This window comes from Lujinxingia sediminis (genome assembly GCF_004005565.1).
GTDB classification, from domain to species: domain Bacteria; phylum Myxococcota_A; class Bradymonadia; order Bradymonadales; family Bradymonadaceae; genus Lujinxingia; species Lujinxingia sediminis.
The window spans coordinates 115,825-130,441 of sequence record NZ_SADD01000006.1 but is presented as its reverse complement, the minus strand read 5'-3'; the positions used below and the strand labels follow the sequence as shown (position 1 = coordinate 130,441).

The 14,617-nt window shown below is 64.5% G+C and carries 13 protein-coding genes; 2 read left to right on the top strand and 11 right to left on the bottom strand.

Annotated elements, in window-relative coordinates; all coding sequences use genetic code 11:
* Positions 1-76: 76 nt before the first annotated feature.
* Positions 77-1,501 carry an FAD-dependent oxidoreductase gene (locus EA187_RS12195; RefSeq protein WP_127780420.1) on the top strand — a complete coding sequence of 475 codons (1,425 nt, stop codon included), beginning with the start codon at positions 77-79 and terminating at the stop codon, positions 1,499-1,501.
* Positions 1,502-1,667: 166 nt separating this feature from the next.
* Positions 1,668-3,464: a hypothetical protein gene (locus EA187_RS12190; RefSeq protein WP_127780419.1), complete on the top strand. Its 1,797-nt coding sequence runs from the start codon at positions 1,668-1,670 to the stop codon at positions 3,462-3,464.
* Positions 3,465-3,556: 92 nt separating this feature from the next.
* On the opposite strand, the gene EA187_RS12185 is transcribed toward EA187_RS12190, so the two are convergent.
* From EA187_RS12185 to EA187_RS12135, 11 genes are all read right to left on the bottom strand, one after another.
* Complete coding sequence (locus tag EA187_RS12185) at positions 3,557-4,183, bottom strand: hypothetical protein (RefSeq protein WP_115605010.1); 627 nt, start codon at positions 4,181-4,183, stop codon at positions 3,557-3,559.
* A complete protein-coding gene (locus tag EA187_RS12180) occupies positions 4,180-5,409 on the bottom strand; it encodes a S41 family peptidase (RefSeq protein WP_127780418.1) in 1,230 nt (409 codons plus the stop codon). Before EA187_RS12180 ends, EA187_RS12185 begins: the two co-directional genes overlap by 4 nt.
* Positions 5,410-5,657: 248 nt before the next feature.
* On the bottom strand, positions 5,658-6,644 hold the full coding sequence (locus EA187_RS12175) for a DnaJ C-terminal domain-containing protein (RefSeq protein WP_206524301.1): 987 nt from the start codon (positions 6,642-6,644) through the stop codon (positions 5,658-5,660).
* Positions 6,645-6,663: 19 nt separating this feature from the next.
* Positions 6,664-7,485, bottom strand: coding sequence for a hypothetical protein (locus tag EA187_RS12170; RefSeq protein ID WP_115605014.1), 822 nt, complete (start codon positions 7,483-7,485; stop codon positions 6,664-6,666).
* 140 nt (positions 7,486-7,625) lie between these two features.
* Positions 7,626-9,173, bottom strand: a complete 1,548-nt coding sequence (locus EA187_RS12165) for a biotin--[acetyl-CoA-carboxylase] ligase (RefSeq protein WP_127780417.1) — start codon at positions 9,171-9,173, stop codon at positions 7,626-7,628.
* A complete protein-coding gene (gene nadC / locus EA187_RS12160; RefSeq protein ID WP_115605017.1) occupies positions 9,170-10,042 on the bottom strand; it encodes a carboxylating nicotinate-nucleotide diphosphorylase in 873 nt (290 codons plus the stop codon). Before nadC ends, EA187_RS12165 begins: the two co-directional genes overlap by 4 nt.
* A gap of 182 nt (positions 10,043-10,224) precedes the next feature.
* Positions 10,225-10,569 carry a hypothetical protein gene (locus EA187_RS12155; RefSeq protein ID WP_115605019.1) on the bottom strand — a complete coding sequence of 115 codons (345 nt, stop codon included), beginning with the start codon at positions 10,567-10,569 and terminating at the stop codon, positions 10,225-10,227.
* Entirely contained in the window at positions 10,566-11,264 is a 699-nt protein-coding gene (locus EA187_RS12150) for a hypothetical protein (RefSeq protein WP_127780416.1), read from the bottom strand. Before EA187_RS12150 ends, EA187_RS12155 begins: the two co-directional genes overlap by 4 nt.
* A 150-nt stretch (positions 11,265-11,414) precedes the next feature.
* Positions 11,415-11,978 (bottom strand): hypothetical protein, encoded by a 564-nt coding sequence (locus EA187_RS12145; RefSeq protein ID WP_115605023.1) that lies wholly within the window; start codon positions 11,976-11,978, stop codon positions 11,415-11,417.
* A 252-nt stretch (positions 11,979-12,230) separates the two neighbouring features.
* Entirely contained in the window at positions 12,231-13,652 is a 1,422-nt protein-coding gene (locus EA187_RS12140; RefSeq protein WP_115605025.1) for a KamA family radical SAM protein, read from the bottom strand.
* Between the two features lie 191 nt (positions 13,653-13,843).
* Positions 13,844-14,608: a hypothetical protein gene (locus tag EA187_RS12135; RefSeq protein WP_127780415.1), complete on the bottom strand. Its 765-nt coding sequence runs from the start codon at positions 14,606-14,608 to the stop codon at positions 13,844-13,846.
* Positions 14,609-14,617 lie beyond the last annotated feature (9 nt).

Genomic DNA, 14,617 nt, shown 5'->3' with positions numbered 1-14,617 from the left:
CGTGCGCGCCGGGTGACGAGCGGTATCTCGTGAGCTCGGCGCGACGGGTGGCCCCGGGGGTCGGGGGCCCCGAATCATGGCGACAGACGATCCGCAGGAAGCTCCTCTTCATCTGACGATTATCGGCGGCGGCTCGGCGGGCTGCGCCGCGGCGATGTGGGCGGCCGACCACGGCGCGCGCGTCACCCTGGTCAACGACGGCTTGCCCCTGGGCGGCAACGCGCTGCACGTGGGGGTGTTTCCAGCGCGCCTCTACATGCGCGCTGCCACGCTTCGCCACCGCGCCGCTCATCCCACCCTGCCGGGGCTGAGCGGTGCCGCGCTCAAGGTGGACCTCAAGGCACTGAGCGCGCATGTGCAGGAGTGCATTGAACGCGCACATACAAGCCTGGTCTCGGCACTTCGCCGGCGGCGCGGGCTGGAGCTCATCGACGGCCGCGCCAGTCTCGCCAGCCGCTCCGACGCCGCCAGCAGCGAGACGTTGCACGTCGTCGTCGGCAAGCGTAGCTGGCGTTCCGACCGGGTCTTACTGACCTGCGGCGCGACCTCCCAGCCCCCCCGGATCGAAGGCATCGAAGACGCTGAAACCTGGAGCCTGCGCGACCTCATCGCCTGCACGGAGCTCCCCTCTTCTTTGATCTTCGCAGGCATCCACGACATCGGCCTGACCTACGCCCAGGCCTTCGCACGACTGGGTGCCGAGGTCACCATCCTGCACGAAGAAGACCGGCTCCTCGACGCCGACCACAGCCCGGCGCTCGAATCGCGCCTTCTGGAATCCCTGCAAGCTGAAGGCATCCGAGTGGTGCTCGACGCCACGGTCACCCACCTGGAGCGGCGCAAAGACCAGACCCGAGCCCTGGGCACCCACCAGGGCTCGCCCACCCACTGGAGCGCTGCCCGGGTGGTGATCGTCGATCATCGTCGACCCTCCACCGAGGGCCTGGGCCTGGAAGCTCTCGGGGTTGAGCGCGACCCGGGCGGGTTTGTGCGTGTCGATGAGTCCTTCCGCACCACCCACGACGCGATCTTCGCCGCCGGCGACATCATCGGCCGGGGCACCCGTACCCACGCCGCCACCCGCGACGCCATACTCGCCGCCCAAAACGCGGTGATGCCCTCGCGCACCGCCGGTTACACCCCCACGGTTCCTTTTGTCATCCACACCGACCCACCTCTGGCCGGGGTGGGCTGGGATGAAGCGCAGGCGCGCCAGGCTGGCTTCGACGCGCGCTGCTTCACCCTCGATCTTCGTGAACACCCCCCGGGCTCGTTCAGTGACGCCCCCGACGGGCTTATCCACCTGGTGAGCGACCGACGCTCCAACCAGCTTCTGGGCGCGCGCCTGCTGGCTCCCGGGGCTGCCAACGCCATCATGGAGCTGGCCGTCGCCCTCCGCTCCGGGCTCACGCTCCCCGAACTTGCCAGGCTGCTGCATCCGCCGGCCACACTGGCTTCGGCCATCGCCGCCTGCGCACGCAAACTCGACGCAGACACCTGAGCGCAGGGCGAAGCACTTTGTTTTTGCTTCGTACAGAAAGTCTTGATACATCCTCCCAATCGTTGAATATCGCGCTTGCGACCCCGTCTAAAGCGCGCAACATCGCTATTGTCCTTCACCCATGTGGGTGACTTTTTTCTCTACCTTGATGTTTTGGGAGGGTACGATGAACGCCTTGATCAAACGACTTGCCAACCTCACTCTTGTCGGCGGCGTCTGCCTCAGCGTAGGCGTGGGCTGTGTTGGGCCCGACGATGAGCCTCAGGATCGCCCCAATAACCCCGATGTCTGTGAGGAGATCAACAGCGGTGAGGTCTCCAGTGGCGCGACGCTCTCGAGCGATAGCTGCTACAAGATCGACGGTAGCCTCAATGTCTCCTCGGGCAAGTTGGTCATTGAGGCAGGCACGACCGTCTTTATGGGCGCGGGCAGCTCCATCCAACTCAGCGGCACCGGCACGATTGAGGCGGTGGGCGAGGAAGGAAAAGAAATCCTCATCCGCGGCGAAGAACAAGAGCGCGGCTACTGGGCCGGCATCTACATCAACGATACGGGCACCTCCAACCACGTGCTCGAATACGTGACGATCCGCCACGCCGGTGGCGATCGGTTCACCGGCAATAGCGAATCCAAAGGGGCGGTCTACGTGGGCGGGGAGTCGCGTCTGAGCGTGTCGAACTGCGCCTTTGAACAGAACGCCTTCGCCGGCATTCACGCCCACGGCGCCTCGAGCACCCTTAGCGTCGAGACCACCTCCTTTACCGACAATGAGCTCCCGCTGCGCCTGCGCCCCGACCACTTCGCGGCGCTCGCTGGCGATCTGACGATCAGCGAGAACGACGCGGATCATATCTTGATGACGGGCACCCAGGCGACCGCTACCATCTCGGGCACCTGGCCGGGCTACGCCTACCGCATTCCATACGACATTTCGATGAACGCCGACATCACCATTGCTGCCGGTGCCACGCTGGAGCTTGCTCAGGATGTGCGGATCACCATCGCTGATGACACCGGCTCTCTGAATATCGCCGGCACCGAAAGCGCCCGCGTTACCCTTCAAGCCGTCAATGGGGAGCGTGGCGGCTGGGGTGGAATTCACTTCTCGGATGCGTCCTCAGCTAACAACCGGATCAGCTATGCGCTCATCGCTCACGGTGGCGGGAAAGCCTACAGCGGTAACGGTGATGCTCGGGGCGCGGTCTTTATTGATGGTGACGCCTCGCGCCTGACCATCGAGAACACGACCTTCGACAACAACGACTACGCCGCGCTCCACGCGGCGACCCGCGAGGGAGAAGTCAACGTAAGCGGATCGACGTTTAGCAATAACGCCAATCCTCTGCTTACGCGCCCCAATCAGATCGGCGGCTTCAGCGCTGATCTGGCGTTTGTCGACAACGATCGCCAGGCTGTAACGGTTTTCTACAACAGCACCGGCGCGGTCACCAAGCTGACCCGCGACCAGACCTGGCCTGCGTTCGAGGTTCCGGTACGCCTGAGTGCCGACATCATCGTCGAGGGCCACCTCACGCTGAGCCCGGGTTCGACGTTTGAAGCCGAGAGCGACCGGAACATCGACGTCTCCGGTGGCCGCCTCACCGCAGACGCCTCCAGCGGCGACGCGATTGTCTTCAAGGGTACCGAAGAGCTCTCCGGCTACTGGCAGGGCCTGCGCTTTGCCGACAGTCGTTTCCCCGACAACAAGCTCATCAACGTCGAGCTGATCAACGCTGGCTCCGACCGCTGGACCGGCAACTCGGATCACCAGGCCTCGCTCTTCATCGACGGCGACTCTCGTGTCACGGTCACCGACGTGACCGTCACCGGCAGCGGCCTCCACGGCGTATTCGTCGGTACTGGCGGCGAGCTTGTGGGCTGCACCGGCCTGAACATCAGCGGCAGCGCCGGCGAAGACTTCTTTGGCGCGGTGGCCGACGCCTCGGCTTGCCTGCCCCTCTAAGAGTCACGCGCAAAGACATCGCGGTGATGTGATATCACCGCGATGAGCTAAAAAAGCCGCCCGGCAAGGGGCGGCTTTTTGCGTTAACGTGCTTAAAAACGCGTCGCCAGCCCCAGCTGCCCCCCCAGCTGCCAGTGCGCCATCGCACCGAAATGGCGCTGAGCACCGGCTTCGACCTCCAGCGAGAGCATGGGCACAAGTTGCATCGACCAGCCTAACGCCGCGCTCACTCCGGGCGCGCCTACCGAGCGCATGCCCATGACCTGCATCGAGGTATAACCCAGACGCGTGTAGAGCCCGGCCACAGCGCGAGCGTCGGCGTGGGGGGCCGGCTGCCAGCGTGCAGCCACCTCCCAGCCGTTAAGCGGGAAGTTCCCGCCGAGCATCATCATGCCCACAGTCACACCGATCTCAGCCGCAAGGTAGGGCCCCACATGCAGCCTGGCACCCAGGCCAGCTCGCCAGGTTTTTCGATCGATACATGCGCACCCCATCGAGCGGTACGCCGCCATCCCCCCGCGCGTAAACACCCCGAGGCCGAAGAGGCGCGCACGTTGTCCTTCAGACCCCATCCCTTCCTCTGCGCCCTCCTGGTCGTTGGCGCTTGAAGACTGCGTGAGCTCGGATGCGGGGCGCTCTGGCTCCCCGGCCTGCGCTTCCCCCGCTGCCAGAGAGAGCCCCAACATCAGGCTCGCGGCCACTGCGTGTCGCAGGCTCATTGCACCCCCTCCAGGTAGCGGCGCGCGCGGCGCAGCATCCTATCGTTATCCTCGCTCAACGCCCCCTGCTCCGGTGGCACCTCGTACCAGGCACCGACATCATCCAGGCGTATTGTGGGCGCCATCCCCTCTTCGGTGTTATGCCCGCTTAAGGTTTCCACGACATAGGTCGAGACCTGAAACCAGAGTCCATCGACCAGCATCAACCCGCGGTCTGGCGAGGCCGCGCCGCCGCCGGTGCGCCCTCCCAGGAGCACACCGCGATGCTCTTCGCGAATACGGTGCGCGAAGTAGTTGGCGGCGGAGAACGTGCCCTCATTCACAAGCACGACCACCTGGCCGGTGTAGGTCTCTCCACGAGAGTGAGCCTGCATATGGCGATGCACGCGCCCCTGGCGATCGACCAGCGCGAAGAGCGCGCCGTCTTCGGTAACAAGTCGCCCGAAGAGCCCGTCACTCACAGAGGGGTAGCCCCCGCCATTGTCGCGCAGGTCAATGATCAACCCCCGGGTGTCCATCAACTCGTTCATAAGGCGGTCGAGACGGTCGAGATCATCGATAAAGCCGAAAGTTTTGACGCGCAGGTAGCCGATCTCGCCAAAGCGGCGGATGAAAGGCTCATGAAGCACCGTCTGGCGGGTCAGCTGCACCACGCGCCCCGAAGCCGTCTCAAGCCTCACATCGCTTCCCACCTCGCCGGCGAGCGCAGCGTCAGCGCCGAGAAGCAAGACCTCACCAGCGGAGCCGCGTTCGGCCGAAGCCAAAGCGCTGCGAAGCACCGGGAGGGCGGGCTTGCCGTCGATGGTCTCAATCACCTCCCCGGGCTTTAGCCCCGCCCCGGGTGCCGCGCTGCGCACCACCACCTGCCCCTCTCGTAATGCCAGCTTCACCGGCGGGGCACCGACCTCGTCCAGGCGAAAACGCTCCAGCCGGGTATGACCGTCCTCAAGCATCGCCAACGACTGCGCCAGGGAGAGGACAAACGACTCGTCGTCAAGCTCAGGCTCATCAAGAGAAGACCATAACCCCTTGAAAAACATGGTCATATCGACCCCTTTCTGCTCCGCAAAGGGGTAATGCTCGCGCACCATCGTGTCGATCGTCGAGACCATACAGCGTCGGGTATCGGCATCGAGCGGAAACGTTCCACAGGCCGGCCCCGTCTGACAGCCGATCTGCGTCAACACACACGCCCACAAGGCGCACGCCACCAGCCAGCGTCTCATCGCTCCCCCCCGGGTTGTCGATTCGCATACGGCGCCTCAGCGGCGCCCTTACGACGCCGAGAGCAGATGTTGATGTCGATGGCCGCGACGTTGAGGGCAGCACGGGCAAGGCGCAAAACGCAAGGCGATGGCTTCGCATCGTCAAGCCTTTGCAACGCAGCCGCTGCGGCCCTCAACGCCGCAGACCAACACGGCAGCAACACTAGCTCACGGCGTACCCATCTAAACCTAAGCGCCGCCGCCCGCCTTTACAGCTTCAGCCCGGCGCGCACATCCTGGCTGTAGCCTCCGGCCAGCTGCGTGGCCGCCTTGCGCGTTGCATCATCGATGCGGTCGGGGGTGTGGACCTGCAAGACCACATAGAAGTTACCCTGGTGGGTGCCGCGTTTGACCCCCTGACCCTTCAGTCGCAACTTCGCCCCGGAGTTCACCCCCTCGGGCACCTTCACCGTGTAGTCTCCGTGGGGCGTGGGCACCGAGATCGAAGCACCGCACACCGCCTCGGGAACGGTGATGGGCACGTCCAGATAGAGATCGAGCCCTTCGCGCCGCAACTTCGGATGCGGCAAGACCTTAAACTCCAGCAGGAGGTCGCCCCGCTCCCCCTTTCCCTGCCGGGTACGAGGCGCGGCGCCGCCTTTACCCTTGACTCGCAGGCGATCCCCGGTGCCGGTCCCCTCCGGCACGCGCACCTTAAAGGTCTTGGTTTCCCCTTCCGAAAAGGTCAGCTCGGTGCCCTTGAGCGCGCGCATAAAGTCGAGCTCCACCGGCATCACATTATCCCGCCCTTTGAGCGGGTTGACGGCTCCGCCCCCGAAACCAGCCCCTCCAAAACCCGGACCGGCCCCGCCACCGAACATCGAGCCAAAAATATCCTCAAAGCTCGCGCCCCCCTCAAACCCCGCCGCGCTCGCCCCGCCTCGCCGACGGGTGGCCCGGGCACGTTTGGCGTCAAAGCCCTCGCGAAGCCCTTCAAAGCCGAACTCATCGTAAAGTTTGCGCTTTTTAGGATCGCTGAGCACGTCAAACGCTGCCGAGATGCGTTTAAAACGCTCCTCAGCGGCGGCGTCCCCCGGGTTGACGTCCGGGTGATTCTCCCGTGCCAGCTTCCGATACGCCTTTTTGATCGTGGCCGCGTCCGTTTTTTTCGAGACGCCCAGGATGCCGTAAAGATCGTCTTTCATCGCCACCACAGGTTCAGGTTCACAGGTCAGCCCGTCTCCACACCACGACATCCCCCCCGCTCACACACGCTCAGTCGAAGGAGGGCTCGATAAAGCCCGGCCCCAGGTTCTCGCGGTTGCGCCCCTGGCGCCCCAGCGACCACCCGGCACAATCGGCGCTGGCCGAGGTCAGATCCGGCGGGTTCTGCTGCGCGCGCTGGTGCAGCGTGACAGCAAAGGAGGCACCCCCCAGGGGCAGCCCGACGCCCGCTGGCACATAGGCGATAAGACCCACCACATCGGGGCGGTCGCCGACGTTGCTTACCGCCCGATCCAGTTCCATCAACCAGTCGAGCAGCTTTCCTCGATGCACCTCGAGCGCATCGTAGGCCGGGGCCACCGTGGTGCCCAGACCCGGCTCCAGGCGCTGGCGCGTCAGCGTAAAGACTTTGGTCAAGAGCGTCTGACCATGAATCAACAGGTCGTGAAGCGCGCGCTTTGAGGCAAACCCTTCGGCCACGCGCGGGTCGGTTCGGAGCACCGCCAGCGTACGCAGCGCACCGGCCACGGCGCTGAGAGTGTGCTCGCTGGCGTGCAGGTGATGATCCAGCGCGCGCTTGATCACCTCCTCGGCTTTGACCTTATGACGCAACGAGACGCGCACCGTCTGCAACCACATCTCCAGCTCGGCCACGGCCATATGGATGGCGTGCTCGCTGATGCGATCTTCGGCCGATTCTTCTTTGCGCGCAGCGACCAGCGCCTCCGCCTCGGCCAGCAGCGCCCTGCCGCGCTCCACCCCGTCTTTGTTCAGACCCGCTTTGCTCATCGCCTCGCGCACATCCGGATACGCCTCCCAGGTATGCGTCGCCACAAAGGCATGCGCCATCAAACGGTATACGGGCGTCGACATGACATCTCCTCACTCAAGCAGGTGTGCGACAGGCGCACGAATCTTCAAGAAAGTTGCCCCGAACGGGCGCGCCAGCATAGCCCAGCCCCCCCACCTCCACAAGATGGGCCAGCGAACACAGCACGGACCAGCGCCGACGCTCAGATGTTGATATGCACGCGGCTGGCATCAACGCCGGCGGCCATCATCCGCTCGGTCACCGCCTTGAGCATCACCGCCGCGCCGCTCACGTACACCACGGCATCATGCACCGGCAACCCGGTGGCCTCAAAGGCATCCTGGACGTAGCGATACGCTCCCCCCTCTTCGGCGGCGAGGTAGACCGCCACGCCCGCTTCCTCAAGCCTTTTTAAACGTTCGGCGTACGCCCGGTTTTCCTCCTGACGCTCGCCATAAAAGAGCGCGATCCGCTCGGGACCGCCCGGCTCCGAGAGCCAGCGATCCACCAGCGGAAGCACCGCGGCCACGCCGCTTCCGCTCGCAAAGAGCAACGCGGTCTTTCCCTGCCCCGTGGCCGGCTCAAAGCCTCCGCCTTCCACCAGACTGACCTCCACCTCGGCCCCCACCTCCAGCTCCGAGAGCGCACTGCCCAGGTCCCCCTCCGCCTCGATCAGAAACTCCCACACTCGCCCGCGCACCCCGGCGATCGCGTAGAAGTTGGGAGGATGCCCCGCAAGCCCCAGCGTAATGTACTGGCCCGGGCGCAGGTAGCTCGACTCAAATTCGGCGTCGACCTCCACCTCAAGCCGGCAGTAGCGTGCGCCAACGCGCTCATTGGCGCGCAGCGCAAAACGCCGCCTTACCCGGCGTGCCTGCGGCGGTGAACCGGGCTGGGCGGTGAGCAGCCGCTCCACATGGGCCTCAATCTCGGCGGCAGGCCGCGCCGCAGGCGCGGGGCCTCCGGCCACCTTCCCCCGACCCAGCCCGCAGATCACGACCTCACCGGCCATCACCTCCACCCGTTCGCCAGTATCGCGCTTGACCCAGAGCCCCCCCTGCGACGAGAGGCCATCGGCCATGCCCCGCATCGCCACGCCCTCCTGCTCAAAACGAACCTCGCGTCCACGGGTGGCATCCAGCGCGTCAAACGCCTCGGCGAAGTCCTTCAGTCCCCCGGCCTCCAGACGGGCGCATGCGCTCAACATCGCCTCGCGCACCTCTTGAATGATCCTGAGACGATCAAAGGTTCGTCCCGTCTCCCGCAAAAGACTCGTCGCCTGCCCGCGAAGATCTTCGGGAAACGCGTCGGCAGGCACATTGATGTTGATTCCCACCCCCACCACCACGCCCTCGAACCCGCCTGCGCCGGTGGCCGCCTCGCTTAAGATTCCGCCTAGCTTTCGCTCGCCAATATAAAGGTCATTGGGCCATTTCAGCTGCACATCGCCCGCGCCCAGCGCTCGCAACGCCCGGGCGATCTCCACGCCGCAGGCCAGCGTGATGCCCGAAACCCGCGACGGGTCGAGCTGCGGCCGCAAGACCACCGAGAGGTACACGTTGGCGTTGGCCGGGGAGTACCACACCCGACGCTCACCACGATCTTCGCGACGGCCGCGCCCGGCAAGCTGCTGCTCAGCGACCACAGCGCTGCCGTGGGCAGCCCCCTGGCGCAGCGCTGTGAGTGCCTCATCGTTGGTTGAGCCCACCTCAGCGTGCACCACGATAGGAGGTTGTTCCTGGCCGTTCATCCCTTGCTCCCGCTGCTCTCACGCAACTTCATCGAGACGTCCACCGCGCTGGCCGAATGCGTCAGCGCGCCCACCGAGATGATATCCAACCCGACATCACCCAGGCCCTTGAGGCGCTCGCGGGTCATGTTCCCGCTGCCTTCAATCACAACATGCGCGCCGCGCTCATGACGACGAATGATCGCCACCGCATCAACCATCTGCTCACGGCTCATATTATCGAGCATGATGATCTCAGCGCCGGCCTCCAGCGCCTCAGTCACGCGCTCAACCTCGTCGATCTCGACCTCCACACGCACCGAATGCGGTGCCTGCAGGCGCACCCGCTTGACCGCCTCAGCCACCGAGCCGGCCGCGGCGATGTGGTTGTCTTTGATCATCACCCCGCTGGCCAGGTTGTAGCGATGGTTGGCCCCGCCCCCGCAGAGCACCGCATACTTATCGAGGGCACGCCAGCCGGGCAGCGTCTTGCGCGTGTCCACAACCCGGGTCGGCGAGTCTCCCAACGCCGCGACGAACGAGGCGGTGAGCGTGGCCACGCCACTCATGCGCTGCATGAAGTTCAATGCGATGCGCTCCCCTCTCAACAGCGACACGGTCGGCCCCTGAAGTCGCGCGACCACCTCGCCCTTCTGATACGCCGCGCCATCTTCACGCTCGAACTCAACCTTGATGCTCGGGTCCACCCGAGCAAAAACGGCGCGAACCACCGGCGCACCGGCCAACACAAAGTCCTGCTTGGCCACCAACTCCGCCTTACCCCACTCCCCGGCAAAAAACGCCTGAGAGGTCACATCAAAGCCGATCTCATCCTCATCGATCGCCAGATCGATGAGCTGCTCAATTCGCGGGCTAATATAAAGATGCATCGGGTTCACTCGCTTCAGGGAGGGGGACAACGGGGGGCGAGGGCCGGCGCGGCCGCCCGACCCGGGGGGGATCGACCGTCGACACCTTACTCCCAGATCGTTGAGCGACAAGGGAGCGCCCACAAAAAAACCGGCCTCCTTTAAAAGGAGGCCGGCTCAAAGGCTTTTAATGTGTTGGAGGCTCAGTCGCCCACACACACGTTGGAGCGTCGGTCGCCACGCTCATCGCGTACGTCATCGCAGTAGTAGTCTTCGCGACAATCCAGCGAGCGCTCGCACATCGGCAGACACACCCCGCCGCTGCGGTCCACACAGGCGGTGTTTGGCGGGCACTCGTCGTGGCGGTTGCAGGAGTAGGTGCACATCCCGAAGGGGTAGTTGTCGCCACGCAGGCAGCGGCTATCCGGGTCACAGTCACGATCGTCGCGGCACTCCGCACCCACCACGGCACCGCCGAAGTTCCCGCAGCCCGAGACCATCATCACACTGACCATCAGGGCCGACACGCTCAACATACGCTTGATCATGCGCTCTCCTCATCGCTCTCTCGAATCTGCATTGCCGCCACAATAGGCAGATCTTCGAGCTCTGGACGTAACTCCTCAACGCCCAGCGCGCGAAGGTTCGCCCACACAAAGTGGTAGCGATCCAGCAGGGGACTTGTCGGCGGCAGCTCCAACTCGCGCAGCGCAAACTGACGCGGGTCTTCGTTGGTGCACCGCCCGTCGGACTCGAAGACCATCGCATAACTGGGCCCGGGCAACAACGAGTCGCACCAGGCAAAGCGCGGGTGCCCCTCCTCGTACATCGTCAGGTGCAGGCTTCCCAGATGCGGCTCATAGCCAAAGAAGGCGCCGCTGCAGCGTAGCTCGCTAAAGAGCTCCTCGGCCCACTCCGCGCCTAAAAAACGCTCATCCAGGTCGACTCCCGGCTCCGCCACCAGCGTCAGCGTGCCATCGGTGGCCACAAGCACCCCGCCCTCCCAATGCTTCGGACTGGCGGTGACCTCCTTCAATCCGATCTCCATCATCGGAGCGGTGCGCTTAAGCGCCTCGACCACCCGCGATGGCGACGCGTCAAAGACCACCTGGGAGAAGCCCGGCCACTGGCCGCTCTCCTCATCCCGGATGCTCGCGCCGTCCCAGAACTCCACTGGGTTCTGCTCCCCTAAATCCAGACGATGAATCCCCTCATCGTCGATCAAATACCACTCTCGCTGCATGCAAGGCGTCCGTGTCTGATGCTGCGGTCACGGAGACATCGTGTCTCCCGGCTCTGGACGCACGAGCCTTGATCGCAGCGGGGACGCCCGCAAGAAATTAGCAGAAAAGAGGCCGCGCTCGCCACCCGGCAGCCCGGCGCTCCGACCGCCTCACATCGAAAAATCGAAGCCCACGTAGACGATAGCCCTCAATCCCTCGTTGATCCGCTCCAACCCCGGGCCTGCGTTGACCGGCACCCGGGCGTACTGAGCCCCGATCCCTAAGTTGAGGTCGACCAGCGGCCAGCCCAGCACATCGACCTCCGCGCCTATCCCGGCGTTGTAGCCGGTACTGGCAAGGTCCAGCGCGATCGAAGGCCCGGCCTCCACATAGAGCGCCAGACGGGTGCTCGGCAGGATGAAGCGCGCCTGCAGGTTGGTATCGACCTGCGTGTAACTAAGGTCGGGGTCGGCAAAGGTGTGACGCGCAATGTTGACCTTGGCCCCGATCGCAAAGGCATCAAACCCCAGCATCAACCTGGCGCCGGCCCCCAGGCTTTCCAGCTGGCGCTGACTGCCGCCCAACTCCACCTCTTCGAGTTTGGTGTCTTCCAGGGCCACCGGCATCCAGCGCACGTCGACCCCGGCGCGCACGACCGCCTGCGCGTCTGTGACCGATCCCACCAGCACCGCCGTCGTGACCACCGTCGCCAACCACACCTGAATCCAACGCATACCGACCTCTCACTCGCCAGAGCTTCGAAAGATAAACTCGCCAGCGGCGCGACGCTTCAACCGCTCGGACTGCTTCGACGCACCCGGCGCACGTTTTAATCAATCCAACGCGCACTTAGCACACTCTGATGTGATACCGCCCGGGCTGCGTCGCCACAAAAAAAGACGGCGCGGGGAATCTCCCCGCGCCGTCTCCTCAAATCTTATCGCCGTCCTCGCCACGTCAACCTCTGGCGAGGCGCTGCGTAGGGCTTAGCGCTGTCCCTGATGGCTGCGCGCCGCCGAAAGCGCATCCTGCACCATCTGCTCGCGCTTATCGGCGTCCTTCCAGTCGGCACGCGCCGCGTCACTGAGGCTGTGAAGCGGATCGAAGTACGTGAAGAGCTGGCCGGGCTTGACCGAAGGCGCGCTGTAGACGCTCACGCCCGTCTCCCGATCGTAATGCTCATAGGAGTGCGCCTCACGCTTGCCGCCACCACCGGGGGCATCCACCACGAAGGTCGGGGTGTTGAAGCCGGCCGTCGATCCGCGCACGAACTTCTCAATATCGAGGTTGGTCTGCAGCGACGTGCGCAGATCTTCAACCCCCTGCACCATATCGTGCTGGTAGACGTAATAGGCCTCGACGTTGATCTCACCCAGGCGCTTGACCAGAAGACGCATCGTCTCGGGCTCGTCGTTGACCCCGCGCTGGAGCACCGACTGGTTGCGCACGGTGATTCCCCGCTCAAAAAGCGTGTTGGTGGCCCGGCGACTGATCTCAGTGATCTCGTTGGGGTTGTTGAAGTGGGTGTGAATGGCGACCTGCTTGTGCAGCTTACGCCCGTGCTCGGCCACCCGGGTCACCGCATCGAGCCAGCGCTCATCGCTCAAGATCTTCATCGGCATCACCGCCAGCCCCTTGGTCGCAAAACGAATGCGACGGATGTTGGGGATCTCAAGGAGGCGCATGCCAATCGCTTCGATATGCTTAAACGCCAGGTTGTAGGCGTCGCCCCCGCTGATGACGATGTCCTCAAGCTCCGGGCGGCTCTCAATGTAGGCAAACGCCTCTTCCCAGCGCTTCGGGCTGACTTTCAGGCTGACCTTCTCGACCACGTCGGTGTCCACGCCGATGGCGTAGCTTCGCGTGCAGAAACGGCAGTACACCGGACAGGTGTCCAGCGGCAGAAAGAGCGCCTTATCATGGTAGCGGTGGGTCAGCCCCTCAACCGGCGCGTCGGCCTGCTCATGGAGCGAATCCAGCGTGAGCATCGGGTGGTCCATCGTCAACCGCGAGGCCACCGGAATGAACTGGGTGCGAATCGGATCATGCAGCGGATCGTTCCAATCGATCAGGCTGAACAGATACGGAGTGACGCGCACCGCCATCGGCGCCAGATGAAAGCCGCGCAGCACATCGTCGACGAACGCTTTGGGTGCCAGCCCCTCCATCAACTCAAGGAGCTTATCCTCACCATAAAGCGAGTTCTTCATCTGCCATTTGTAGTCGAGGAACTCCTCCTCGCTCACGTTGGCAAAGGCCGGGATCTCCCGCCAGAACTCGCCACCTTTGAGCTCACGGTGACGGAGCACCGAGGGATCGACCGGCGGGCGAGCCTTACGCTCGGCGGGCGGTGCGGCATGGGATTTCGGGGCTTTCTCAGGGGTGGGGACGTTCTCTGCGCTCGCCATGGGGTGTGGACTCCTCAAAAAGTTCCAGATTAAAAAAGATGGCGCGGCGGGCCGTAACCGCGCTCCGAGTCCACACTCACCACAGGATGTCGTGGCGGCGAGTCCGGCCCGCACAATCTGAAAACTTCGAGGCTAAGTGTCAAGTGTGCAGGCCGTCGCTCCGCGGCGAGACCTGCCACCTGACCGGGCCCTCATCGGGGCTGCCAGACCAGCGAAAAACCAATCTCCCCGCCCGGGCGAAGAGCCCCGGCCGAACCGGCATCGATCGGCGCGCGCTCCACCCGCTCGCCATCCGCGTAGACCGGCTCCATCGCATCGAAGTTGGCGCGTGTGTGGCCCGCAAGGCCCCAGGCTCCGTACACCCCGAAGGCCCAGGCCCGGCTGGAGCTTCGCAAGAGGGTCAGATCCAGGACCGCCTGCGCTGTAAACGCAAACGAACCGGCGCTGCCCTCGAAGCGGTTGCTCCAATCGGCGGAAGTGCCCCCGTCGGCGTAAAGGTCGAGGCTGTGGTGCATATAGCCAAGCCCCAGGCGAGCAGCCGGGCGTAAGCGCTCGTCGGCGAAGCGCATCCCGTAATCGAGCTCCACCATCACCGCGGTGCGCTTCCAGTCCAACTTCATGGTGTTTTCAAAGGGCGTGGCGCTGCGCGCGTCGCTGTGCACCACAACGCCCAGGCCGAGTTCCTCGATACCGAGGCCCTCCACCCCCAGACGCAGGGCCGGACCGGCGCCCACGCCCATCGCCACCGCATCGTCGGTGGCCGGCATAAAACGCCCGGCATAGCTCACGCTGTAGCGCGGTCCATCGGCCACCGCCGGAGCCTGATAGGCCGGTGCCTCGTACCCCGGAGCTGCTTGCGCCTGCACCTCCTGCGCTTGCGCCTGCGGTATGCCCACAGCCAGCGTTCCGGCCACCAGCATCCCCAGCGTCAGCACGCTCTTCGTCGTCTCTCTCATCATCAACCT